Below are 24,116 nucleotides of genomic sequence, written 5' to 3'. Positions count from 1 at the left end.
TCGAATTAGGGTGGAACCACGAGCTTAAGCGCATCTCGTCCCTTTCCGGACGAGATGCGTTTTTTTGCGTTCACACACATCTAATATCAAGGAAACGGAGGCTTAATCATGGAGAAGATCAACGTAACGATGCCAGATGGAACAAGCAGGGGGTTTGAACGAACGACCACGCTAGCGCAAGTCGCGGCGGCGATCGGCACAGGACTTGCCAAGCAGGCAATCGCAGGGAAAATCGACGGCATGCTGACGGATCTGAACCAGACGATTGCCCCGGATTGCCTTGTGGAAATCATAACGATGGATTCGCCGGAAGGGGAAGAGATTCATCGGCACTCTGCCGCGCACGTGTTGGCACAGGCGCTCAAGCGGCTATATGGCGATCAGGCGGTGAAGCTGGCGATCGGTCCGGTGATCGAGCACGGTTTTTATTACGACGTAGAGTTGGAGAAGCCGCTTTCAGCCGACGACCTGTCTCGCATCGAGCAAGAGATGGAGCGAATCGTGCAGGAGAATTTGCAGATCGACCGCCGTGCGGTCAGCAGAGAGGAAGCAATAAGCCTGTTCGCCGAACGCGACGAACCTTATAAGCTCGAGCTCATTCATGGTTTGAGCAAGGATGCGGTGATCACGCTGTATACGCAAGGCGAATTCACGGACCTATGCCGCGGGCCTCATCTGCCTTCGACCGGCCGGATCAAGGCGTTCAAGCTAATGAGCGTAGCCGGCGCGTACTGGCGGGGCGATGCGAGAAACAACATGCTGCAGCGCGTATACGGCACCGCGTTCACGAAGAAATCCGCGCTTGATGACCACCTGCGCATGTTGGAGGAAGCACGCAAGCGCGATCACCGCAAGCTTGGCAAGGAACTGGCGCTGTTCATGTTCTCGGAGGAAGCGCCTGGTATGCCTTTCTACCTGGCCAATGGCATGACCCTCCGTACGGAGCTCGAGAATTTCGCCCGCGAGGTGCAGCGGAAGCTGGATTACGAGGAAGTGCGCACGCCGCTCATGATGAACAACCGGATTTGGGAGCAATCCGGACATTGGGACCATTACAAGGACAACATGTATTTCACGAACGTGGACGACACCAAATATGCGCTCAAGCCGATGAATTGCCCGGGGCATATGCTCATCTACAAAGACCGCCGGCATTCCTATCGGGAGCTGCCGATCCGGCTGTCCGAGTTCGGGCAGGTGCACCGACACGAATTCTCCGGCGCGCTCGGGGGCATGACGAGGGTTCGGACTTTCTGCCAGGATGACGCGCATTTGTTCGTCCTGCCGGAGCAGATCGAAGCGGAAATCGGCCGCGTCATCGATTTGATTGATTACATGTACGGCGTATTCGGCTTCTCGTACGAGATCGAGCTGTCGACGCGGCCTGACGATTCGATGGGCTCGGATGAGCTGTGGGCGCAAGCTGAGCAATCGCTTCGCGACGTGCTCGAGAGCCGCGGCATCGCATACCGGTTGAACGAAGGCGACGGCGCGTTCTACGGCCCGAAGATCGACTTCCACATTCAAGACGCGCTCAAGCGTAGCTGGCAGTGCGGCACGATTCAGCTGGACTTCCAGATGCCGGAGAAATTCGATCTTACGTATGTCGGAGAGGATAACGGCAAGCATCGTCCCGTCGTTATCCACCGCGCCGTCTACGGCTCGATCGACCGGTTCATCGGCATTCTGACTGAGCATTACGCAGGCGCCTTCCCGGTGTGGCTGGCGCCGGTACAGGTCAAGATTTTGCCGGTGTCGGATCGGTATGCGGACTATGCGCAGCACGTCAAGCGAACGCTATCGGAAGCAGGCGTTCGGACTGCGGTCGACGGCCGGGGCGAGAAGCTCGGATACAAAATACGCGAAGCACGGCTGCAGAAGGTGCCCTACCTGGTTATCGTCGGCGAGCAAGAAGCGACCTCGGGGGAGGTCTCGATCCGCAAGCGCGGCTCGGAAGACAGCTTCGCATTGGACGTCTCGGCTTTCGTCGACATGCTGCGGGAAGAGGCGGCAGCCAAGCGATGAACGAAATAACCGGATTTGCCGCGAACGCGGCATTCCGCTGCTTGGCTAACGGCAGACGTGGAAAGGGGAAGCCAGAGAGGCTTCCCCTTTTCGCATGCGCGCTCACGCGATTCGGTTGTATTAGTAGGCTTCTTCTCGAAGCATGTACCGGTGAAAGACAAACTCGAACGCCCCGAGCATGAGCGAAATAAAGAATGCTTCACTCATCGTGAGATTCCAGTCCAGATAATCCGCGACGACGTAGAGATACGCCATGGCGAGAACGAAATCGGCGACGGTCGCGATCGTATTATTCGTCTTGCGCAATAGGAGCTGATCGCCGATCAGATAGGCGACTACCGTAAGTCCGGTCGCGGCAAGCGCGGCTTCCGTTAAGGTAGCCTCGGTGTAATACATGAGCAGGGCGATGACGATCGCGCCGTTAACCAACCATTTGAACACGAATTTCGACATGTGCAGGCGGCTCCTTTACCATGTTTGCTCTTAAGTTGCCGCATCGGCCTTCCTTTTAAACATGTTTTCGCCACAAATGCAACCTTGCCCCATGACGAGCAAGAACGGGGCGATGGTTCGTAGAAGCACGCCTTACGGGCATGCAGAAAAAGACCCGGAGCTGCCTCCGGGTCCGTCTTTCGGCTATGCGCGAATTAAGGGATAAGCTTCCAAACGTCGGCTACCCCTGGCGTTTCGCCTTGGGTCCACCATTTGGCTTCGTAATTTTTGCCGTTATAGCTGACTTTGTTGCCGCCAACATAGACGGTCGATGAACTCCATGCCGGATAAGTCGGGGTTGACGTTCCGGTCGTGGTGACGGATAGCTCGGCTGATAAGTTCGAGGCGCCGCTGCTATTGGTCGCTCTGACCGAATAGGCGTACGTCGTGCCCGATGACAGACCTGTGTTCGTGAAGGAGGTAGTCGTCGAAGTGCCAACCAGGCTGTTGTTACGGTAGATTTCGTAGCCCGTCGCGCCGGATACGGCATTCCAAGACAGCGTAGCGCTTGTGTTCGTGATGCCGGAAGCCGTCAAGCCTGTCGGCGTGCCGAGCGTTGGCGTCGTGCCGCCTGTGAAGTTAACGTCGATTACGTTGTAGAAGGCATTGGCCGTGTCGGCGATTTCCCATACGGCAAGAATGACATGATACCCGGATTTGGCAGGAACGTTGCAGTTGCTCGTGTACGTGAATGGAGGCTGAGTACCATTCTTCAGCTCGGTGCAGAATGGCGTCAGGTTGAAGGAGTCGCGGGTGAGTGGGGCGTTTTGGTTCCAGCCGTCTTTCGTAATATAGTACTTCCAGCTTGCCGTTGCGTGGGCTGCGGTCAGCTTCCACGTGAATTGCTTAGGACCTGCTTGGATGTTGACTTTGTTCCAGCGCGTTGCCGATTGCTCGTCGAGTTTCGGGAAAGCGCCGCCCGCGCTCGCGATTTTGCCATCAGCCGGACCGGCATTCGGCCAGCCCTTAGGCGCTTCCAAGCTCTGCGGCTCGTAGACGATGGAGCCGCAGTCGACGTTCGTGCCGTTCTTGCACTGAATGGCGCGGCTTGCAGGGGAGTCGACATAACCATGCGCGGAAGCTTTCTGCACCATAATAAGCGAGAGCACCGCCATTAATAGCATTGTTCCACCTACAACAGCCATTCTTCTCCAAAATAATTGATTCGGCAAACTAATCGTCATCCATCTTCCTCCTTAGTAATTTGGATTGGACAAGCAGTAAGCGCTTCCAAATATGAATTAGAAGATGTTCACCTCCCTTCCTAAATGGTTGAAAGGTTGATACAATTTGTTGCTCTATAATCATAGCTCACCTTTACGCCTTCCCACAATTACAACATTTTATACAAATTAACTATTTATTACAGATTTCAATGCGCACGCCGAAATCTCGCGTTTTTTCATGGGGCGGATCTGACAACAGATAGGATGGTTCGGGCGGCATGCTATCCAGATTAGATACCGCCGTTCGTTATCGAGAGAGGGGTTAATAGGGAGAGCGATATGGGGGGAGGCAAAGGGGCGAAACAGCGAGCGACAGTTCCAAGTGTTTCGCAATGGAGATATGCCGGCTACTGGCGCGAATTATCCGAATTGGCCGAATTGGGGCCGAATACCTTGGCTTGAAGCAGCTCGATCGCGGAGACGACTTCCCCCAGCTCGGCATCGCTCAACTCGCGGATGCGATCCTCGAAGCTCGCTTCCATACAGGCGAACGCGTGATTCATCATCGCTTCGCCTTTAGTTGTTAGACGAATCCATTGCTTCCGGCGGTCTTCGGCGTCGGAGGCCTTGCCGCACAGATCCTTCTCGCTTAATTTGCGGAGTTCCCGGCTCGTATTAGGCATGGACATCTGCAGACAGTCGCTGATCTGACTAAGCGTAACCGGCTGACCTACCTTAATGAATTCGAGTATTTTATATTGGACGGGCGTGACGTCTTCGAGCTGTACCGCTCTGGACAAATCGTTCGACGCTTGGTGGACGTTCGTTACGAATTGCACAATAAGTTGGAATAATGCTTGCTGCAATCGGATCACCTCATGAACACAGTAGCAAATTTGTTGTCATGATACAATTATCAATTGACAACTAATTAGAGGGCGTGATAGCTTTTAGTTACCATTTGATAACTAAAGGGGTGGAAGCATGAACGTTCTCGTTATTTTCACGCATCCGAATCATCAGAGTTTGAGCTACGCTTTCCTGCAGCAGGTACTGAGGGGGATGGGCGACAATCCGGCGATCCGCGAGGTGCAAGTGGCGGATTTGTACGCCGACAAGTTCGATCCCGTGCTCGTGTTCAACGAGGAGAAACGCAGGCGGGATATGCATGCCGACCCCAGGCTAGCAAAGTATCGCGAACAATTGCGCTGGGCGGACAAAATCGTGCTCATCTATCCGATTTGGTGGGGAAGGCCGCCGGCGATGCTGCTCGGATTCATTGATCAGATGTTCGCTTCGGGCTTCGCCTATCGCGACAAGAAGGGACTGTTCCCCGAGGGGTTGCTGAAAGGCAAATCAGTCGTCTGCGTGTCGACGATGAAAGGCCCTGCGAATTATCCGCTGCTGTGGTTGAACAATGCCCATAAAGTGCTGATGCGGCGCGCGCTATTCGGCTTCGTCGGGATGAAGCGGGTCAAATTTTTCGAATTCGGCAGCATGGAAAGTCCGAAGGGAAGACAGAAGGAGAAGCTGGATAAGGTCTATCGTTATTTCAAAGCCGTCGCCAATTAATCGTTGTCGGCTCTGCTGACCGCACCGCGCATAAGCTCGCTCCCTGTTGCCGCCTCGCGTCTTTCTTCTCGATAGAAATTTCCATCTTAACAGCCGAAACCGCAAGCGCTCCGTCGCGTAGTTCTTCGAGAGCGGATTGCATATCTTACTCGGAATGTTTAAGATGGACTGAGTCACTATACCTATCATCGTGAGGAGAACGACGCGTGGAACAACATTCTTCAGGCCCGCGGACGGGCACGCTTAACCCATGGCTTGCGATCTGGATCCGGCCGCGCGCGACGATTCGCGCTTATCTTGAATCCCCCCAGCCGCTTCGCAATCTCGTACCGCTATCGATGGTAGCGGGCATTATTAGCGCTATCATTGAGTATTCGACCAACCCCCGGCTGCAAGACATACCGCCAGTTGCGCTGGCCATCGCGGCCATGGTCTCCGGCGGCATCGGCGGCATCATCGGCGTCTATTTCTTCGGCTGGCTGATCGCCAAAGTCGGCGGCTGGATCGGTGGCCAAGGGCAATCCTGGGAGATCCGAACGGCCATCCTGCGAGGTAACTATATGCCTGCGATATTGGCAGCCGTCGTGAGCATTCCTAATCTGATGACTCCAGGAGGAAGCCTGCTCAGTCTGCTCTTCGGGGGGCTGTCCATCGTGCTAAGCATTTGGATGATTGGACTGGGGATTCTCTCCATTGCGGAAGCGCATCGGTTCAGCGTGTGGAAGTCGCTGCTCTGCGGCATCATCGCCGGACTATTGTTAACCATTGTGATAGTGCTTGTCGCAACGGCCATTATTCTGTTCATCAGTCTGTAGCGCCTTCGATCGCGAAAGGCTGCAAGCATCGGGCAGAACCATGATCTGGTCGTCGCGGTACCGAACTGGTGCGCCAAGGACTTGAATGTGGATTACGCTGAGCTTCAACTAATGCACGCTTAGGTCTGATTGAACCCCATCCAGAGGAGGATGGGGTTTCTTGTTATTGGGAAATGGACTAAAGTGGAGAGAGAGCTCCATCAGGTAACGACTCATATTCATGGAGAAGGAAGTTCGCATGAGGAGGATGTTAATGGATAGGGGAGCTTGGGGATTACTGATCTCGCGAAAAATGGTCAGCGCAACGATCTCATCGTGCGTGCTCGTCATGCTGGTTGCGTTTCTGGACGCAAATGCTCGGCAAGAGGAGGGGGCGTATGTGCGTGATTTCGCGTTTGGGATCACATTCGTTATTGTGTATGCCTGGCCGGCCGTGTTTATATACGGCACGTTCTCTTCGATAGTGAGCGAGCTGATCAGCAGACGCATCGTACCTCGCTCGGTAAGTAGAAGTTCGACACTGCGATTGTGTATCAGCGCAGCGCTGCATCTCATATTCGGTATTGTGCTCGGGACGGTAAGTCTCCTGGCGGCGGCGATTTTCTTCGCCGTGGACACGGGATTGGCCGCTGCCGGCGGCCGTTTCGGCGGGTTAAGCGTTCTGAAGAGCCTGCTGCTGCCGATCGCTTTATTCGGTAGCAGCGGTATCGTCGCGATGCTGGCTTCGTAAGTCTCGAGTGATGGGCGTATGGCGGAATAACTGGGTTAATTGCAGTTGGGTTATTGAAATTTTATAAACGTTATAGTATATTGTTTATATTAATAACAAACGAATATTTGGAGTGTTTAGATATGGAGCTGAATGAGCGTTTTTGGTCGGCCGGTCTGGAGGATTTGAAGCGGGGATATTTATTTGACGAAGCGACGCGGTCGTACAGCTGCCTTGTCTGCGGGGAGACGTACGAGGAGGGGGTCGTATACCGGGTGGCGGGTCATGACGACCGCATGTACGAAGCGAGCAAAATGGCTCGGCACCATCTCGAAGCCGTTCATGGTTCCATGCTCGCATATCTGCTTGGACTGGACAAGAAAGCGACGGGCTTGACGGATTTGCAGAAAGAGCTCATTCGCGACTTCGCCTCCGGCTTGTCGGACGCCGAGATCGTGAAACGCGCGGGCTCCGGCAGCGCTTCGACGATTCGCAACCACCGCTTCGTCCTGAAGGAGAAGGCGAAGCAGGCGAAGCTGCTGCTGGCCGTCATGGAATTAATGGAGACTGGCGTTTCCGCGGAAGCGCCGCGTTTTGTCCCGATCCACAGGACCGCGACACAGGTGGACGAGAGGTACGCGATTACCGAGGACGACTACGAGAAGCTGCTGAAGCAGTATTTGCCGAAAGGGCCTGACGGGCCGCTGGAATCGTTCCCGCGCAAGGAGAAGAAGAAAATCGCGATTCTGCGCCATCTCTCCTCCAAATTCGAAGCGGGACGCCGTTATTCGGAGAAGGAAATCAACGAGCGGCTGAAGCCGTTCTGGGATGAGGATTACGTGACGCTGCGGCGCTATTTGATCGAGTATGGTTACTTGGACCGGACAGACGATGGCAGCTCGTATTGGCTGAAAGGATAAGAAGCGAAAGGAACAGGTGCTATGAACAAGAAAGAACAGCGCAAGCAGCTCATCCAGAGCTATCAGGAGAAAGAACGGCAGATGGGCGTATTCTCGATTACCAACAAAGTGAACGGGCGCCGGTTGATCGGGGCATCGGCAAATTTGGAAGGCGCTTGGAACCGCGAGCTGTTCGGGCTTGAGACAGGGTTGCACGGCAACAAGCTCCTGCAAGCGGATTGGAACGAATTCGGGCCAGGTGCCTTCGAATTTGAAGTGCTTGAGCGAATCGAGACGAAGGACAAATTAACGTTCGATTATAAAGACGTCTTTCAAGCCGAGTCGCCGGACCTTGCGACGCAAAAAATCCGCGATTACCGGAAGGCAGCGGCGAAGCGGGAGAAAATCTGGATCGAGAAGATGAACAGCTATATTCCGGAAGGATACAATGAACGATGACGAAACGGCCGCGCGGATGAACCGCGCGGCCATTCGTATTGGCGTTCGACCGTCTCAACTTACCCTGAGGCTGCTCCTTATGAGCGTCTCCATCTGGATCCTAACTTGGCTAGCCAGGATTGCGATTTCGGGTGACGCTGGGAGCGAGGCGTGAGGCTAACATTGTCGCGGTAGCGCCAGGATATCGAGAGTGTTTCGGCGCTGTCGTTCGTTCCGATCGTCTGTGTCGGCATTGTGGAAGCTTCCTCGGCTTCCGTATGCGGTTCGGCAAGGTCCTCGTCGGCTTGTTCAGCTTCCAAGTCGTTCGCGGCGTCTTCTGCTTGCATTGCTGACTGAAGCGCCGGGTCCGATTCAGTCGGGGCGCTGAGCAGGTCAGCCGTTAGCGGATTTGACTCAGGCGTGGCGCCGCTCAGGTCCGCCGCGAATGGCTCAGATTCAGGCTGGGTGCTGCTCGGGTCCGCCGATAGCGGCTCCAATTCAAACTTGACGCCGCTCAGGTCTTCTACAAGAAGCTCTGGCTCGGGTTGGGCGCCGGTCTGATTCTCCGAGAGAAGCTCCAGTTCGAGCTCAGCACTGTTCGAGTCATCCGATAGCGGCTCCGTCTCTGGCTGAACGCTGGTTGGGTCCTCTGATAGCGGACTGGATTCAAGAGCGTCGGGTGGTGTACTTCGAGTTAGAGCCTGCCGGATGATAAAAGCGAGTTCCGGGTCGCGCTCTTGTTGCGCGGAACCAGTGTCAAGTTCCACGGCTCCCGCGTTGGACTCTGGTGACACAGCTGCAGGCGACGGCTGCGCCTGCAATGTCGATTCGTCGTAGTCGATAGCGGCAGCTGCCCAATCATCTTCGGGAGGAGAGGAGGGCTGACTGCCTTCGGTTGCGGCCGCTTGTTGAAGGGCGGTCAAGATTTCGTTCAAGCGGGCGACCTCGCCTTCGAGCTTCTCGATGCGCTGCGACAAGGTTAGCCTAACGCTATAGCCATCGCTTGGCGCAGGGGAGGAAGAAGTCATCGCGTTGACAAGATCGGAAGCTTCTTCGATAAGCAAAGCGCGAAGCTCTTCGGGAGTGAGATAATTGGAGAACGACATGGGCGGAGGAACCTCGTTTTCTCTCATAGAGTATCGATCTTCAAGATTACGTTCATTATATCAAAATTTGTCGATTGTGAAGCGATGTCGTCTCAAAAAAAGTTTCCGGCGCTGGTTGCTTGTATGGCAAAACCCTGCTTCTCAGCCACGTTAGGCCGGGCTGCCCGTTTGCGTTATAATAATGGAATCACATTTGGCGACTGGAGGATGCAAGCGTGACAACATTGATCGATAAAATTGCTTGGGTTCGTGTATCGGAGGGCAGACTGCTGGGTGCGAGATCAATCGGGAAAGCGATCTATTACATACCGGGCGGGAAGAGAGAACCGGGCGAAACGGATGCCGAAGCGTTGATCCGGGAAATCGAGGAAGAATTAACCGTGCGCATCCGGCCGGAGACGATTCGGTATTACGGCACGTACGAGGCACAAGCCGACGGCAAACCAGCTGGCGTGCAAGTCAGACTGACGTGTTATGCCGCCGACGTGGAAGGCGAGCTGCAGCCCGCCTCGGAGATTGAGGAGATCGTCTGGTTGACCTACGCGGACCGCGAACGGGTATCGCAGGCAAGCCAGCTGTTGTTCGATCAGCTGAAGCAGGATGGTCTGCTGCTCTAACTGACGCTTAATCTGCGCCGGTGCACATCGATTTGGAGGAAGGCGCGGTCCCGTAGAAGAAGGCGGGCGGCGAGCGGGAGTCTGCTCAGCTGTCGTATGAGCAGCGCGATATCGCGCGGTATTTTGTCAACGCGTATACGGATAGCAACGGGGCGGAAGCGATTACGCCGACCGTAGAACAGCTTCGCGCTTTTGCCGCTTACATGCTTAGCGAGATTGAGCGGCTGGCAAGTGCGCGTTAGCGGCGAAAAGCATACCGATCGAGGAAGCGGACCGGCCAGCATGGCCGATCCGCTTTTTCGTTCGCTTATTTGCTTCGCAACATAAATTCTCGACTTCAAGCGCTAAGACCGTTCAACCTGGGCTGGCCACAGAATGCAGCCAGAGTGCTTGGCGCAGATGGCATGGTCTATGAACCGCCCCATACTCCGATCACGAGAATGCCGGCAGTGATGACGGCGGACATGAGAATCCGGGAGCGACCGGCTTTCTCTTTCAGCCAATAGATGCCGAATAATGTGCCGAATACGGTTCCGATCTCGCGGATAGGCGCAAGATGCGACAGCGGGGCCAGCGTCATCGCCAGCAGGAACAACAGATAAGAGCCGGGCGAGAAAATCGTACCGAGCAAAATCGTGCTCCGGTTAGCGGTCCATTCGCGGCGGATGCCGCGAGACTTGAGCACGGCGGGGAGCAGGGCGAGCACATAAGCGAGGTTGCTAAGCTCGATCAGCGACACGGGCGAAATCCAGTTCAGCACCATTTTGTCGGTCATCACGTATCCGGTGATGCAGCAGCCGACGGCGAGCGCGAGCAGCAGCTTCCGGTAATCCGAGTTAGCGGCGTTGCGACGCTGCGTCACGCCGCTGATCGCGAACAAGCCGGCGACGATGCAGCAGACGCCCAGCCAGCCCGCGAACGACAGCGATTCCCGGTAGATCCACACGCTGAGGATCGGCACGAAGAGGGCGCCGGTTCCGCGCATGATCGGATACATCTGAGACATGTCGCCGAAACGGTAGGTTTGCGGCAGCAGCAGGCCGTAGCCGATCTGGAACAGGGCGGACAGACCGATGAACAGCCATCCTTCCGTAGGGATAGAGGCGCGCGTAAGCTCAATCAGGAACAAAGGGAGCAGCATAATTGCGGATGTAATATGGATAAGCCAGAGAAACACCTGCTTATTGTGGCTTCTCTTGGTGAACAGATTCCAGACGGCATGCGCAAGCCCGGAGCTAAGTACGAGCAAAATGGCGACTAACACGGCGATCATCTCCTTGTTGATTCCGATGCTGAATTGCGTACGTTCAGCATAAAACCGTCCGTTTACAAAGTCAACATAAAAGCAACTAAAACCAACTTATTTTAACATGGGAGTGGAAGTCCCCCCAGATCGGACAGGTCTCAACAGGAAGGCAGGAATGAAAATCACTTGAAATATCAATGATTTATAGATTAGTCGCCATTGTCTTGAACGGAGGATACTCATACTTCAGACAAAATGGAAATGTGTTATTGGTTGTTTTTGTGTTGACGATCAGCTTCGCCTGGGCGTATGATAGCCATAAATCGTACGGGAGGCGTCATTCATGGGAGCGTGTAAACGTGTCGTCATTATCGGATGGGATGGTGCAGGCAATTTCGTGCAGAAGGCGCGAACGCCAAGGTTGGACGCAATCGCTGACAGAGGAGTTATCGGTTACGAGGCGCAGACGGTCATGCCGACGATCAGCGCGCAGTGCTGGGGTTCATTGCTGCACGGGGTAGCGCCCGAGAAGCATCGCTTGACGAACGACATCGCCGCAAAGAAAACGTATGCCGGCGACTCGCCCTATCCTTCTATTTTTCGCGTCATCCGGGAGCAGGAGCCGAATGCCAAGCTGGCTGCGATCAGCTCGTGGGATCCGATTAATACGGGCATTATCGAAGAGGGGCTCGGCATACATAAAGCGACGGCAGCGGCGGAGGAACTGAGCGAGGAGGAAGCAGCCCGGCTGCCGGAGACGACGACCGCGGGCATTCAGCGAATCACCCGCAAAGATCGTCAGATCGCGCTGACCGCCGCCTCCTATATCCGGGCGCATCCGGATTTCAGGTTATTGTTCGTTCAGTTCGATCTGCCCGATTCGGCCGGCCATCAAGAAGGTTATGATACCGGTCATCATTGGCGCAGTATCGAATCGACGGACGAACATACCGGGATCATTTTGGACGCGATAACAGAGCAGGAGTTAATGGAAGATTGCCTGATCATCCTGGTCAGCGATCATGGGGGCGGCGGCGCGCATCCGAACGATCATGGCAGCGACCATCCGATGGACCGTCATATTTTCTGGTGCTGCGCGGGTCCCGGCATTGCGACTGAGTTCCACCTTGATGAACGGTTTGAAATTACGGATACGGCCGCCGTCGTGGCGAAGGCGCTCGGTCTGCAGGCGCCTGCTGAATGGGAAGCGCGCGTGCCTGAAGGTCTATTTCGAGCTTAACGATTAGAAAGCCGCCATTGTGCGGCTTTTTTGTCTTAGATGCGAAGCTTTGTCGCACACGATCGCCAGCAGATCGCTCGTTCATGGTTACGGAAGATGTTGGCTGTGGAGGGGAAAAGCGGCATGGAGCCGTACCATAGAATTAGAAAGAGCCGCAGCGGATGCGGCTCTTTCTAATCATTGGTCCTAGACGATCAAGCATATAAACGATTGATCAGCTCGTCCTTCAATAGAGCATTGACCGCCTCGTGGAACGCGGCCAGTTCGAGGCAAATAGCGTCGTGCTCCTCTGGCCCAACTGTAACAGCAGGCAATGAAGGGGGAAGCGCATGAAGCAGCTCCAGCCGATATGGGGTTGGCGGATGCGTATGATCCAGCCGTGAGCCTGTCAAGCGCTGAACCCGGTCCAGCCGGTCGAATTCACGGGCAGGAATTCGCTCCGCGTACGATTGCCAGATTCGCATCAAATCGCCTTCCTGCTTTTGCAGCACATGACGCTGCACGCAGCTATAGAACGATTCCGCGATATGCAGCTTGCGAGTCAATCCAACTTGCCCCTGCACGCCGCTCGCCCGGGAAGCGAGCGCATCGGCGTAATATTCGCTGCGCTGCTGATCGTCGTGGCTTAGTCTTGACAAGATACGAAGAAGCGCGAACGGAATTTGGGACAAGCCGCGCATCGTAAGCTCGGTAAGCTGCGCCAAGATGCCGCCGCCGTCCCGATCCGGAGTCAAATATCGGTACCATTGCGCCGCCGCGCGGAATGCAGTGTTCACGAACAAGCCTCGCGTTAAATCTCCGTTCGCGCCGTGGGCGATTTCGTGGCCGATGAGCGCGACCTTCTCTTCCGGCGTGAGAATCGTCATCAAGGGCAGGCCTAATGTCACGATGCTCTTCCTTCCCCACCCCGTCTCCGTATATGTGGCATTGAATGCTTCCGAAATTTGCAGGCCATGCACGCGCTTGGCGCCAAGGCTATCGGCAATGCGATCCGCCAAGGCGTAGAGCGCGGGGAATTGTTCGCGATCGAGCAGTGTTCGGCGATCGATCCGGCCGAGCGAAGGGAAGGACAGGAACGTAATCACCAGCAGCAGCACGCCAATCCCACTCAGAAGCGGGGCATGGAAGACGTTTGCGACGATTAGCCAAATGCCTATGCCGAGCATCGCAAGCGTTGCGAGATGGATGAGGGAGGCGCAAAGATATAGCGCAATTTTGTTCTTCCAGGCCGGCGCCGATAAGGAGCGGGACGTGACGTCTTTCATTTCCTGCAGCATGCGCTCGCCTTTGCGATTGCCGGCCGCGGCTTGTTTTCTGGCGGAATGGTTCGTACCTTCATCCGGCTGGTAGGGACGCAAGTTCCATCCGCATTCGCACCAAGTCGTAAATTGGGGATAATGCGGGATTCGGCTGTCGCATGCCGGGCAAATCTCGCTCTCCTGCATGTGCGGGGTCGCAGCTGTCTTCGAGGTCATGACTACCATCCTTTACGATTCGTGACGATGTTTCCGATTCATTCGGCATGGGATTGACAAATCCCTGTTGGGCTAGGAAAATTTTGAGAGCGATCCACGCAACAATCGCCCTTGATGCAGACCTTGGGAGGAAGCAAAATGTTTACGACGATCGAATATTTGCGAGCGGGCACGGCCAGGCAGATCGATACTTACGGTGCCATCACTCGACTTGGCATCCTGGAACGGCTGTCCGATTATCGACCCGTCTTGTGCGGCACGATTCCCATCGGTATCGATATCGAGGACTCGGATTTGGATATCATCATGGAGGTTCATGACGCGGAACGATTTCTAGCGATCGTCTGCCGGGAATATGGCCACCTGTCGGATTTCAAGACGGCGCAGCTCAAGGTAAGAGACGTTCCAACCGTGACGGCCAACTTTCGATACGACGGGTTCGAATTCGAGTTGTTCGGTCAACCCGTCCAGGTCAAGGCGCAGCATGCTTATCGCCATATGATGATCGAACATCTGCTGCTCGCGGCTAGGCCCGGGTTGAAGGAGACAATATTGCAATTGAAACGACAGGGCATGAAGACGGAGCCCGCGTTTGCGCTCGCGCTCGGTCTTGCCGGCGATCCGTACGAGGCGCTGCTTCGGTACGGCGAGGAAGCCGGACTGGCGGGTAATTCCGAATGAGGGGGAGAGACGATGGTCATTGTATGGGCGGAGGACGAGAGGCGACTGTTAGAAGGATGCGTCCCTTTTTTGGAAAGCGAAGGATACACGGTACATAGCGCGCCATCTTATGCGGAAGCGGTAGCGCTTGCCGAGAGGGTCAAACCCGATTTGCTGATCGTCGATTGGATGCTGGACGGCAAGCTGACCGGATTGGATCTATGCAAGCATAATGAGCGCAGCTGGCGGATCCCGGTCATTATGGTCACGGCGAAAGAGGACGAATTCGATAAGGTGCTGGCGCTGGAAATCGGGGCGGACGATTATATCCAGAAGCCGTTCGGCTTGCGCGAACTGAATGCGCGCATGAAAGCTGTTCTGCGCCGGACGAAACGATATTCGCATTCAGATGAAAGGGATGAAGGCGATCCTTCGGTCGAAACGGTGCTGTCCCGCGGGGAGCTGACGATTTACCCGTGTCGGCATGCGGTCAAGAAATCAGGCGTTCCTTTGGACTTGACGGCTACGGAATTCAAGCTGCTCATGAAATTGGCGGCCCATCCCGGACGCGTATACACACGCGCCTTGCTTCTGGACGAAGCGCTGGGCGAGGCTTTCCTTGGCTTCGAGCGCACGGTCGATTCGCATATTCGAAACTTGCGCCGGAAGCTGGAGGACGACCAGTCGAATCCCGATTATGTGCTTACCGTGTACGGCGTAGGATACAAATTCAATGAGGAGATGGGTCGATGAGCGGCAAGGGGAACCGCGCGGTTCTCATGCCTGCGATTCTATCGGCGATCATCACTGTCGTCACCGTATATTTCGGCATCGTGCTTTCGACGGCGAGAGACGAAGACGAAGAGGCTCGGCAGCTCGCGCTGTTCTGGTCGCGTTATGCAGCCCAGCATTTGGCTGACAATGGCGGATTCGAGGGGCTGCGAGAGGCGCTGCTTAAGGATGCGCCCTTCGATCCGAAGCTGGCGGAGGGCAAGCTTGCGATAACGGATACGAACGGCCGGGAAGTGGCTGCCTATCAAGGTCCGACGAAAGCGGGGGCGGATGATCACACGGTGACGCTGCCCCTCGTCATGGACGGCCACGTCGCCGCCTATGTTCGCGCCGGCGTCCGCTCGACTCATCCTTTAATGGACGTGGATGCTTGGGCTATTGCGGGACTAGCCGGAACCGCCGCGCTGTTCGCGGTCATGCTCCTAATGGGGCGTTATCATCGACGTAATGCGAACGCGCTCGGCGAGCTCTTGCTTCAAGCAGCCGAGCTTGCGCAGCGGCGGTCTGCCGGTACGATATATGAGCATCCGTCCCGTCCCAGCCTTGATCGAGATCTCGCGCGGCTGAAGCAATCGCTGGAAGACGCACGCGCGGAAATGGTGCGCCTGGAGACGGTTCGGCGTTCGATGGTGGCTGATATTTCGCATGAGCTGCGTACGCCGCTTGCGGTCGTTCGCGCCCGCCTCGAACAAGCGCTAGCTTCCGGCGAAGGGATGGCGCCGGCACAGCTGGCGGTGGTCCACGAAGAGACGCTGCGCGTGATCAAGCTGGCCCAGGACATGCAGATGCTGACGCTTGCGGAGGAGGGAAGGCTGCCGCTTGCGAAGACGTGGATCGACGTTGGCGCTTTCCTCTCCGGCATCGTGGATCTGATGGGCGTGCAGGCGGAGGAGGAAGGGATTCGGCTGGAGCTTGCTTGCGAGCCCAGGCTGCGTCTCCATGCAGATGAGAAACGGGTCCGGCAGGTCCTGGTCAATTTGACCGGCAACGCGATGAATCATGCAAGAAGCGCCGTCGAGGTGAGCGCGCGATTGACCGGAAGATTCATTACGGTCGAGATTCGGGATGACGGATGGGGCATCGAGGAGGAGGAGCTTCCCCGCGTATTCGAGCGTTTCTATCGAGGGAAGATGACGCCTGCAACGAGGGAAGGGGCCCCGAGAGGGCTCGGCTTGGGGCTGGCCATTGTCAAACAATACGCGGAAGCGCATGGCGGCTTGGCCGAAGTCCGGAGTACGTGGGGCGAGGGGACGACATTCTCGGTCGTGCTGCCCGTCATGCACGAAGTCGCCTAGCCCGTCTGCATCAGTTCTGCATATTTTATCGATTACCTCTGCATATGACCTTGTTAATCTTAGAGGCGTACAAGAAATCGAAAGGGAGCGTGCGCCTGTATGATACGCGTTAATGGAGTAAGCAAAACGTTCGGCAGCGGCGAAGCCGCAACCCGGGCGCTTAGAGGCATTAGCTTTGAAATCGCGCAAGGAGAGACGGTTGCCATCACGGGGCCTTCCGGATGCGGGAAAACGACGTTGCTTCATATCCTGGCAGGTATCGAACGGATGGACGAGGGCGAGGTCTGGCTTGGCGATTCGCCGATTCACCAGCTTAGCGAGAACAAGCTCTCCGAGCTGCGGCTGCGCAAAATGGGTTTCGTGTTTCAATCTTACCATCTCGTCCCCGTGCTGCGGGCATGGGAGAACGCGGCCGTCCCGCTGCTGGCCGCCGGGATTAGCCAGAAGGAAGCGAAAGAACGCGCGCTCGAGGCGCTTGGCCAAGTCGGACTGGCGAACTGGGCGAACCACTATCCTGGCCAGCTGTCCGGCGGGCAGAATCAGCGGGTCGCCATCGCCCGCGCGATCGTCGGCAAGCCGGAGCTGCTGTGGGCGGACGAGCCGACGGGAGCGCTGGATACCGATACGGCCGAGCAGATCGTCGGGCTTCTGGAGATGCTGAACCGCCATCTCGGCACGACGCTGGTTATCGTCACGCACGATCCGAGGCTGGCGCGGCGGGCGGAACGAACGCTGCGGATGGTGAATGGGCGCCTGCTGCATGAGGGAGGGAAGGAGTCATGATCCGATCTCCCCTCGTGTGGCGCATGGCGTGGCAGAATATCGCCAAGCAGCTGCGCCAAACGCTGCTGACGCTCGCCGCGGGCTCGATCGGCGCGATGTTGATCACGGTTTCTTTTCTCAATTACGCCTCCGTTCGGCAAAGCGGCGACGATTGGATCGCGGCACATCTGGGGCCGATCGACATGGTGCTCGAACCTGCCGCGGACAACATGGACTCGTTTCGAACGGCGGAGCTTGAAGACTTACTGAAGCTGTATCTCGAGCGAGGGGCGCCATACCGGTTCCTTCCCGTCATCAGCCGGCAGCTGTCGGTTGCGGCCTCAGAGCAGACGGAAGCCGGGAAGCCGCTGCTGCGCAATGTGCAAATGCTCGCATTCGACGAAACGCAAGCCCGGCAATTCGATCCGGATTATGAATCGGATGGCATCTTGAAGGACGATGAAGCTTACATCGACCCCCAGATGGCCGATGCCCTTGGCATCGAAGCCGGGGACGCGGTATGGGTAACTTCGGCGGATGGCGCCAAACGGCCGTTTTCCGTGAGAGGCACGCCGGTAGCTTCCGGGCTGAACGGCTATCTCGGCCCTGACGGAACGTCGAGCGGCACGATCGTCGTAAGTCTCAAGGCAGCGGAACAGTTAACCGGGATAACGAAGGGAAGCTCGGCCCTTTTCGTCACAAATACGATCGAACAGCCTTCCAACGTTGGCATGATGAAGTACGAGGAGCAAGCGCCCTTCAAATCAACCAACGTCAAATTCGAGGCCGAGCAGAAGTTATCGGGGTTGGACGTAACGTTGATGCTGTCCATGGTATGCGGCGCGGCAGTTCTGGCCAGCTTCGTGCTGCTGCGGCAGATCCTCCTCATGATGGGCGAAGCCCGGTGGGAGCTGTACGGCGTATGGCGCGCGATCGGATTGTCGCGCGCGCATATCCGCTCCGTGTTCGCGGCGGAAGCGCTGCTGATCTCCGCTTTAGGCGTATGTATCGGGGTAGGAGCGGGGATTGGGGCCAGCTTCGGCATCATTCGCTTGTTCTACGGCGCCCATGCGGAGGAGCTGATGCTCTTGAGCGGATTCCGCCTTCCGATCGAAGCTCATGTTCCGGTTGTCGGCATCGCGGCGCTGTTTGCCGGCATCCTGTTCTTTCAGGGATTGGTCGTGCTTTCGGCAGGCCGCAAGGCCGCGAAGCTGAATATCGTCGAAGCGCTGCGCGGCGTGCCCGGCTCCAAACGGCGCGAAGGCCGCAAGCTTCGCAGTCTGTTGGCTGTGGCGGCTAGCCTGGTCATGATGGCCCTTCATGTCTACCAAGCATGGTTCTGGAATACGCTGCCATCGGGCCGATCCTTGCTGGTCGTGCTGCTCGGCTGGCTTGCGGCTTGCCTGGGGGCTGTCTACTTGGCGCTCAGGCTGCTGTCGCTGGCCTCGCCTATGCTCGCCAATGTCATGTGCAAAATTCGCGTTCCCCGCGTATCCGTGCTGCTCGCGACCAAGTATCCCGCCCGTCACGCGGGCCGAACGTTTACGATTGCACTATTATTCGCGCTTATTATGATGGTCGTGACCTTCACGGTCAGTCTCGGGTCACTCATTCAGACCAACAGCGATCCATCCCGCACGAACCAAACGATGCTCGGTTATCCGGGCTTCGCGGGCTACCGGACGGCCGAGGAACGAGATCAGATCCTCGCAGCCGCGAAGCGGAACGGAACGGCCAGGGAACTTGTAACGCGGATGACCGTCGTGGAGCCTTATATGCTTCGATTGGACGCGCAGTGGTCGCAATCGTTCGTGCCCGTGACAGCCGAGCTGCTCCAAGCCGGCGGGCTGAAGCTCACGGAGCGTGCGCCGGAGTTCGCAAGCGATAAGGCCGTCTGGGAGGCTGTTCGCAATGGCGGCGACTACATCGTCCTCCCCGCTTCGTATCGCGTCGGCGCCAGCGAGTCGACTTTCGCCGCTCCGGCCGGACGGGTGAAGGCAGGGGAGTCAATCACGCTGCGGTTCTTCAAGGGTGACGCGCTGGTCGCCCCCGATGAGAAGCCGCTTAGCCAGCGCGAGTTCATCGTCGCTGGATTCGCCGCGAATAATTCCGATTCGAAGGTACAGACCGATTATTTATTCCAAACGACGTACGTGAGCCCGCTTGTGCACGAGCAGCTGCGGGAATACGGCTACCGGTGGTCGAACCAGCATTATCACGGGTTCGTGCTGCTTGGTCTGAAACCAAAAGACGCCAAGGAGGCGAATGCGCTGATCGAAGCGTTGGCCGACGTAGGCGTAACGAGCGTCCAGATTCCCTATTTGAAAAATGCGGCTGAACAGCTGATGAACGATCAAATTTTGCGCGGATTCATCGGGTTCACCTCGTTCTCGGCGCTTATCGGGCTGATCGGATTGTCCGTCATCCAATACCGGGCGGTTCAAGAGAGGAGCAGGGAGATCTCCATGCTGCGATGCGTAGGGCTTGTCCGCGCGCAGATCGGTTGGCTGTTCTTGCTGGAAGGCGCCTTCATCGGCGTAACGGGCTTGCTTACGGGGTGGCTGATCGGATCGAGCGGCACATATGGGTTCATGCGCATCCTGAGCGCCGACGTGCGGGCAGGCGACGAACCGGTGCCCATCCATTATCCGGCCGACATGCTGGTGCCGATCATGGCGATTCTGCTATTAGCGGCAATCCTCATTAATCGGGGACCGGCGGGCAAGGCGCTTCGGCTAGCCCCGGCGGAAGCGATGAGATCCGTACAGAATTAGCGGAGAACAAGCATGTTGTTTTCTTTACGACCTGCCAAATAACAATTCTATTAACCTAACGGTGAGCCCGGCTCGCCGTTTTTTGTTTACTTTTGGTTGATAAAACGGGCAAGAGGGGCTATTATAATTAAAGATTATAAATATATTTACTAAGTAATAAATATATTACTTAACGAAAGACATGCTCATGTCCACATTATTCAGCTCATAAGGAGAACGAGGTCATGAACCGACAATCAACATCTTCCAAGCGTTTGATCGCGCATTACAAATTCGACGAGGCTGAGGCGATTGGCAAGGACAGCTCCGGCTGCGGGCGCGACGCGGTTGCGGAAGGTTCGAATCCGCCGGCAATCCGTCAGGTAGGCGGTCGTTGGGCTGCGGCGTTTGGCGGCGGCGCGAATGGCACGTCGTATCTCCGGCTGCCGGACGATCTACTCGAGGGCATCGCCGACGCGACCGGAATTACGGTAACCGCTTGGGTCTACCTTGGGAAAGGCGGCGTATGGGAGCGTATCTTCGATTTCGGCAAAGGGCCCGAGGGGCCGTATATGTTCTTGACTCGCAATCTGCGCGGCGTCTGCCATGCCGATGGCGACTTGATCGCGGACGGGGGCAAAGCTTATCCATCCGGCGAATGGCTCCATATCGCCATGTCGGTGACCGGCACCGAGGGCGGCACGCGCAGCAGCGCGGGGCCGGTCGTCTACGTGAACGGCGAAGCGATCGGAGACGGCACGATCAGCCAAACGTCAAGCGGGATGTATGCGAAGCTGCGCGCATGGTTCGCCACCTTCGCGGAAGCCGGTAATTACGCGAACGCCTTCATCGGCAAATCCCAATATGAGGCGGATGCCGACTTTGGCGGATCGATCGCGGATTTTCGCATCTATGCGGCTGGCTTGACGCAGGACGAAGTCATCGACGCGATGTGCGAATCGCTAACCGACGAGGTGATCGTTCATCTGGCTCGGGACAGGTATCTCTCCTTCCCGGGCTCGATCGTAACCGGCAACATCGATCTGCCTAACGCGTTAATGGGCGGCAAAGTGCACGTCGCCTGGAATTCCAGCCATCCGCGCTTAATTACGGGAACGGGCGGTTTCGTGCGATGCAGCGAGCCGACGGAGGTGACCTTCACAGCCGCGCTGAACCGGGGATCTTATACGGTGCTGCAATCCTACCGGATTACGCTCGTCCCGAGTCATCTGTCGCCATACACGTTGGACGTGGACGGCAACCGCGCCGGATTGCCGGTAAGCTCCACCATGTACGGTCTGTTTTATGAAGACATCAACAATGCAGCCGACGGCGGGATCTACGCGGAGCTGGTGCAGAACCGCTCCTTCGAATCGTTCGAGTTCGATACGTATTCGCACGCGAGCGGCGCATGCGGCTGTTCGACCGGTCGCAATCGCAAGCCGCTGCACGCTTGGTCGGGCGATCTCGACCTCGTGACCGTCTGTCATGAAGGCGGACTGAACGAGCATCTCGGTCTTACGGATACGGAGACGAACTCGCATTACGTGACCGTCCATGATGGCGCAACCCTGTACAATCGAGGATTCGCCGACACGAATGCTCATTGCGCCATGTTCATCCGCCAAGGCAGTCGTTACCTATTCACGGTCTGGGCCAAAGCCGAACGCGCCGGTACGATCCGGGTGGAGCTGCGCGATTCCGACGATCGGCCGGTCAGCACGCATGCCGCCGTCAGCGTCGAAGGCGACGGGAACTGGCGGAAGTACGGCGTAGAAGCGCCGATAGCGCTCATGGGATCGGCAACCGGACTTAGTCAGCTTGCGCTCGTATTCGAAGGCGAGATTTCGATCGATATGGTATCCCTGATCCCCGCCGACGTCTGGGGAGCGTCGGAAGAGGCGCGCTCTGCCACTGCGCACGCCAATTTCGCGGGCAACCCGAATTATCGGCTGCGTCGGGATTTGGTCGAAGCGCTGCTGGATTTGCATCCGACGTTTCTTCGTTTTCCCGGCGGCTGCATTTCCGAGGGCTCCTTTATCTGGGACAACGTCTATGATTGGAAGGATTCCATCGGCGATGTAGAGCGGCGCAAGGAGAATTTCAACGTCTGGGGCTACATGATGACGATGGGGCTCGGCTACATGGAATATTTCCAGCTGGCCGAGGATTTGAATGCGACGCCGCTGCCGGTCATGGCGTGCGGGGTGCTGTGCCAGGCGCGATCGGATTATGTCCATCCGGCGGGCGGCGCGCTGCGCGACTATTACGTGAAGAACTTCACGGACCTGATCGACTTTGCGATCAGCACCGATTTCGAAGGGAACGAATGGGCGGCCATGCGCAAGTCGATGGGGCATGAAGCGCCGTTCGACCTGCACTATCTGGGCGTGGGCAACGAGAACTGGGGGACGGAGTTCTTCGCGAGCTTCGAGCATTTCAAGGCTGAGATCGATGCCTATATGGAGCGCCAGTATCCAGGCTATGAGCTGTCTATCATCTCAACCGTCGGGGCGCAGGCGGACGACGACGCGTACCAGCAAGGATGGAAATTTCTCGCAGGCGGCTTGACGGGCACGGCTTCGGTGACGTTCACCGATGGCAAGACGCATACCGAAGAGACCGTCTCGTGGTATGGCAAACAACCGAATTACATGGATACGATCGCGGACGAGCATTATTACAGGTCCAACGATTACTTGCTGAACAATGCGGACCGCTATAATTACTACTATCGCGCGTACAATCCGGACGGGACGCTGAACGAGCGGGAGACCTCGAAGGTGTTCGTCGGCGAGTACGCATCAACCGACAAGAACACGCTGGCTGGCGCAATCGCCGAAGCCGCGGTCATGACCGGCTTCGAGAATAACGCCGACGTCGTGCGGTTGGCCGCGACGGCGCCGCTGTTCAACAAGGTGCTGACAGATGGCACGTACCGTTGGACGCCGGATTGTATCTGGTTCGACGACGAGACGGTATGGTATACGCCGAACTATTATGTGCAGCAGTTGTTCGCGAAGTATCTCGGGACGGAGACGGTTCCGACCCGGTTCGCTTCGTACCAAGGCGGCGAGCTGAAGCCGCTAATCCCGCGCGGCGGCATCGAGATCGCGGCTGGTGGCGCGGAAATTCGCGTGAAACGTATCAAGGTGACGTCGAACGCGGACGGCTCGGCACTGCTGGAGCAGGATTTCCGCGAGCCGCTGCATCCGGACTGGGCGGTTATTCCGGGCTCCGCAGGTTATGCGATCGACGCGGAGGACGGGCTTGTGCTGCAGCCGCAGGCGGGCGGCCGCAACGGTCTCTATCTGTACAACGAAGCCTGGACGAACTACAAGGTCGAGGTGGAAGCGACGAGGCTGTCGGATGAGGACGGACTGTATGTCGGCGTTGGCGTGACGGTGGTCGAGACGGGCCGGAAAGACGCCATCGAATACGCAATCGGGTGCGCTGGCGGCGATATCGCCGCCGTGAAAGTGTTCAAGCGCGGCATCGAGGGCTACACGCTCGGCGATTTTTCGTCCAGCACGTCGGCGGGAAATCTGCGCGCCTGCAGCGATCTGCCAATGATGCCTGGGCGTCCGTACACCGTAACCGTCGATTATGGCGGAGGCTCGGGGGGGCGGCTAATGTGCTCCTACACGGACGGCGCGAATACAAGCCGCGTGCTCGACTGCAAGCTGGAAGCGTACAATCACGAGATATTCAGCTCCGTGACCCGGGACCGCGAGCATGTCTATATGAAACTCGTCAATCCGGACGCGGCTCCGAAAGGGACGACACTGCGGATGCGCGGTCTCGACATACGGCCGGAAAGCAAAGTCGTTACGCTGTGCGGGGACGAGGCGCTGCTGAACATACCGAACGTGAACCGCAAAGGCGAAGAGCGTATCGTACCGCGTGAATCGGTCTTGCATTGGACGGGCGGCGAGGCGGAAATTCTGCTGCCCCCTTATTCCGTTACGATCGTGGTTCTGCGACTGGCTTGATGAGCAGAAGAAAGAAATAGCATTGTTTCGCCCAATCTTGTTATCGAACGCGAGTCTTTGGC

The 24,116-nt window shown here is 56.9% G+C and carries 20 protein-coding genes; 14 read left to right on the top strand and 6 right to left on the bottom strand.

What is annotated here, in order from left to right; translation table 11 throughout:
- The first annotated feature begins 108 nt into the window (after nt 1–108).
- Entirely contained in the window at nt 109–2,025 is a 1,917-nt protein-coding gene (thrS, locus tag ACFFSY_RS20780) for a threonine--tRNA ligase (protein WP_377497606.1), read from the top strand.
- Nucleotides 2,026–2,145: 120 nt separating this feature from the next.
- On the opposite strand, the gene ACFFSY_RS20775 is transcribed toward thrS, so the two are convergent.
- The 3 genes from ACFFSY_RS20775 to ACFFSY_RS20765 all read right to left on the bottom strand — a co-directional run bounded on the left by ACFFSY_RS20775 (nt 2,146) and on the right by ACFFSY_RS20765 (nt 4,549).
- On the bottom strand, nt 2,146–2,478 hold the full coding sequence (locus ACFFSY_RS20775) for a DUF2512 family protein (protein ID WP_377497604.1): 333 nt from the start codon (nt 2,476–2,478) through the stop codon (nt 2,146–2,148).
- A gap of 194 nt (nt 2,479–2,672) precedes the next feature.
- Complete coding sequence (locus tag ACFFSY_RS20770; protein WP_377497602.1) at nt 2,673–3,701, bottom strand: lytic polysaccharide monooxygenase; 1,029 nt, start codon at nt 3,699–3,701, stop codon at nt 2,673–2,675.
- Nucleotides 3,702–4,090: 389 nt separating this feature from the next.
- Nucleotides 4,091–4,549: a MarR family winged helix-turn-helix transcriptional regulator gene (locus tag ACFFSY_RS20765; protein ID WP_377497599.1), complete on the bottom strand. Its 459-nt coding sequence runs from the start codon at nt 4,547–4,549 to the stop codon at nt 4,091–4,093.
- A gap of 118 nt (nt 4,550–4,667) precedes the next feature.
- On the opposite strand from ACFFSY_RS20765, the gene ACFFSY_RS20760 reads away from it, so the two are divergent.
- The 5 genes from ACFFSY_RS20760 (at nt 4,668) to ACFFSY_RS20740 (ending at nt 8,137) form a co-directional block, all read left to right on the top strand.
- Entirely contained in the window at nt 4,668–5,255 is a 588-nt protein-coding gene (locus ACFFSY_RS20760; protein ID WP_377497597.1) for an NAD(P)H-dependent oxidoreductase, read from the top strand.
- Nucleotides 5,256–5,461: 206 nt separating this feature from the next.
- Complete coding sequence (locus tag ACFFSY_RS20755; protein WP_377497595.1) at nt 5,462–6,070, top strand: YIP1 family protein; 609 nt, start codon at nt 5,462–5,464, stop codon at nt 6,068–6,070.
- A 253-nt stretch (nt 6,071–6,323) separates the two neighbouring features.
- On the top strand, nt 6,324–6,800 hold the full coding sequence (locus ACFFSY_RS20750; RefSeq protein ID WP_377497593.1) for a hypothetical protein: 477 nt from the start codon (nt 6,324–6,326) through the stop codon (nt 6,798–6,800).
- A 122-nt stretch (nt 6,801–6,922) separates the two neighbouring features.
- The gene (locus tag ACFFSY_RS20745; RefSeq protein WP_377497591.1) at nt 6,923–7,699 is read left to right on the top strand and encodes a DUF2087 domain-containing protein; all 777 of its coding nucleotides are present in this window, start codon (nt 6,923–6,925) and stop codon (nt 7,697–7,699) included.
- 21 nt (nt 7,700–7,720) lie between these two features.
- Complete coding sequence (locus tag ACFFSY_RS20740; protein ID WP_377497588.1) at nt 7,721–8,137, top strand: GIY-YIG nuclease family protein; 417 nt, start codon at nt 7,721–7,723, stop codon at nt 8,135–8,137.
- Between the two features lie 77 nt (nt 8,138–8,214).
- Here ACFFSY_RS20740 and ACFFSY_RS20735 read toward each other — a convergent pair whose 3' ends face one another.
- Nucleotides 8,215–9,222, bottom strand: a complete 1,008-nt coding sequence (locus ACFFSY_RS20735) for a hypothetical protein (protein ID WP_377497586.1) — start codon at nt 9,220–9,222, stop codon at nt 8,215–8,217.
- A 215-nt stretch (nt 9,223–9,437) separates the two neighbouring features.
- Between ACFFSY_RS20735 and ACFFSY_RS20730 the strand changes: the two genes are divergently transcribed.
- Nucleotides 9,438–9,839: an NUDIX hydrolase gene (locus ACFFSY_RS20730; protein ID WP_377497584.1), complete on the top strand. Its 402-nt coding sequence runs from the start codon at nt 9,438–9,440 to the stop codon at nt 9,837–9,839.
- Nucleotides 9,840–10,248: 409 nt separating this feature from the next.
- Here the strand turns inward: ACFFSY_RS20730 and ACFFSY_RS20725 are convergent, their stop codons facing one another.
- Nucleotides 10,249–11,103 carry an EamA family transporter gene (locus ACFFSY_RS20725; protein ID WP_377497582.1) on the bottom strand — a complete coding sequence of 285 codons (855 nt, stop codon included), beginning with the start codon at nt 11,101–11,103 and terminating at the stop codon, nt 10,249–10,251.
- A 325-nt stretch (nt 11,104–11,428) separates the two neighbouring features.
- Between ACFFSY_RS20725 and ACFFSY_RS20720 the strand changes: the two genes are divergently transcribed.
- On the top strand, nt 11,429–12,325 hold the full coding sequence (locus tag ACFFSY_RS20720; RefSeq protein ID WP_377497580.1) for an alkaline phosphatase family protein: 897 nt from the start codon (nt 11,429–11,431) through the stop codon (nt 12,323–12,325).
- 194 nt (nt 12,326–12,519) lie between these two features.
- Here the strand turns inward: ACFFSY_RS20720 and ACFFSY_RS20715 are convergent, their stop codons facing one another.
- Nucleotides 12,520–13,800 carry a M48 family metallopeptidase gene (locus ACFFSY_RS20715; protein WP_377497578.1) on the bottom strand — a complete coding sequence of 427 codons (1,281 nt, stop codon included), beginning with the start codon at nt 13,798–13,800 and terminating at the stop codon, nt 12,520–12,522.
- Between the two features lie 138 nt (nt 13,801–13,938).
- Here ACFFSY_RS20715 and ACFFSY_RS20710 point away from each other — a divergent pair, with 138 nt between their 5' ends.
- The 6 genes from ACFFSY_RS20710 to ACFFSY_RS20685 all read left to right on the top strand — a co-directional run bounded on the left by ACFFSY_RS20710 (nt 13,939) and on the right by ACFFSY_RS20685 (nt 24,054).
- Nucleotides 13,939–14,481, top strand: coding sequence for a DUF4269 domain-containing protein (locus ACFFSY_RS20710; RefSeq protein ID WP_377497576.1), 543 nt, complete (start codon nt 13,939–13,941; stop codon nt 14,479–14,481).
- A gap of 12 nt (nt 14,482–14,493) precedes the next feature.
- Nucleotides 14,494–15,213 (top strand): winged helix-turn-helix domain-containing protein, encoded by a 720-nt coding sequence (locus ACFFSY_RS20705; RefSeq protein ID WP_377497574.1) that lies wholly within the window; start codon nt 14,494–14,496, stop codon nt 15,211–15,213.
- A complete protein-coding gene (locus tag ACFFSY_RS20700; RefSeq protein WP_377497572.1) occupies nt 15,210–16,547 on the top strand; it encodes a sensor histidine kinase in 1,338 nt (445 codons plus the stop codon). The genes ACFFSY_RS20705 and ACFFSY_RS20700 overlap by 4 nt, the downstream gene beginning before the upstream one ends.
- A 99-nt stretch (nt 16,548–16,646) precedes the next feature.
- The gene (locus ACFFSY_RS20695; RefSeq protein WP_377497570.1) at nt 16,647–17,330 is read left to right on the top strand and encodes an ABC transporter ATP-binding protein; all 684 of its coding nucleotides are present in this window, start codon (nt 16,647–16,649) and stop codon (nt 17,328–17,330) included.
- Nucleotides 17,327–20,083 carry an ABC transporter permease gene (locus ACFFSY_RS20690; protein WP_377497568.1) on the top strand — a complete coding sequence of 919 codons (2,757 nt, stop codon included), beginning with the start codon at nt 17,327–17,329 and terminating at the stop codon, nt 20,081–20,083. Before ACFFSY_RS20695 ends, ACFFSY_RS20690 begins: the two co-directional genes overlap by 4 nt.
- Nucleotides 20,084–20,307: 224 nt before the next feature.
- Nucleotides 20,308–24,054 carry an alpha-L-arabinofuranosidase family protein gene (locus ACFFSY_RS20685; protein ID WP_377497566.1) on the top strand — a complete coding sequence of 1,249 codons (3,747 nt, stop codon included), beginning with the start codon at nt 20,308–20,310 and terminating at the stop codon, nt 24,052–24,054.
- The last annotated feature ends 62 nt before the right edge of the window (nt 24,055–24,116 follow it).

The sequence above is a fragment of the Paenibacillus aurantiacus genome (assembly GCF_042431225.1).
Classification (GTDB): Bacteria; Bacillota; Bacilli; order Paenibacillales; family Paenibacillaceae; genus Paenibacillus_Z; species Paenibacillus_Z aurantiacus.
The sequence above is the reverse complement of the archived record's forward strand: the minus strand, read 5'-3'. Positions and strand labels throughout refer to the sequence as shown.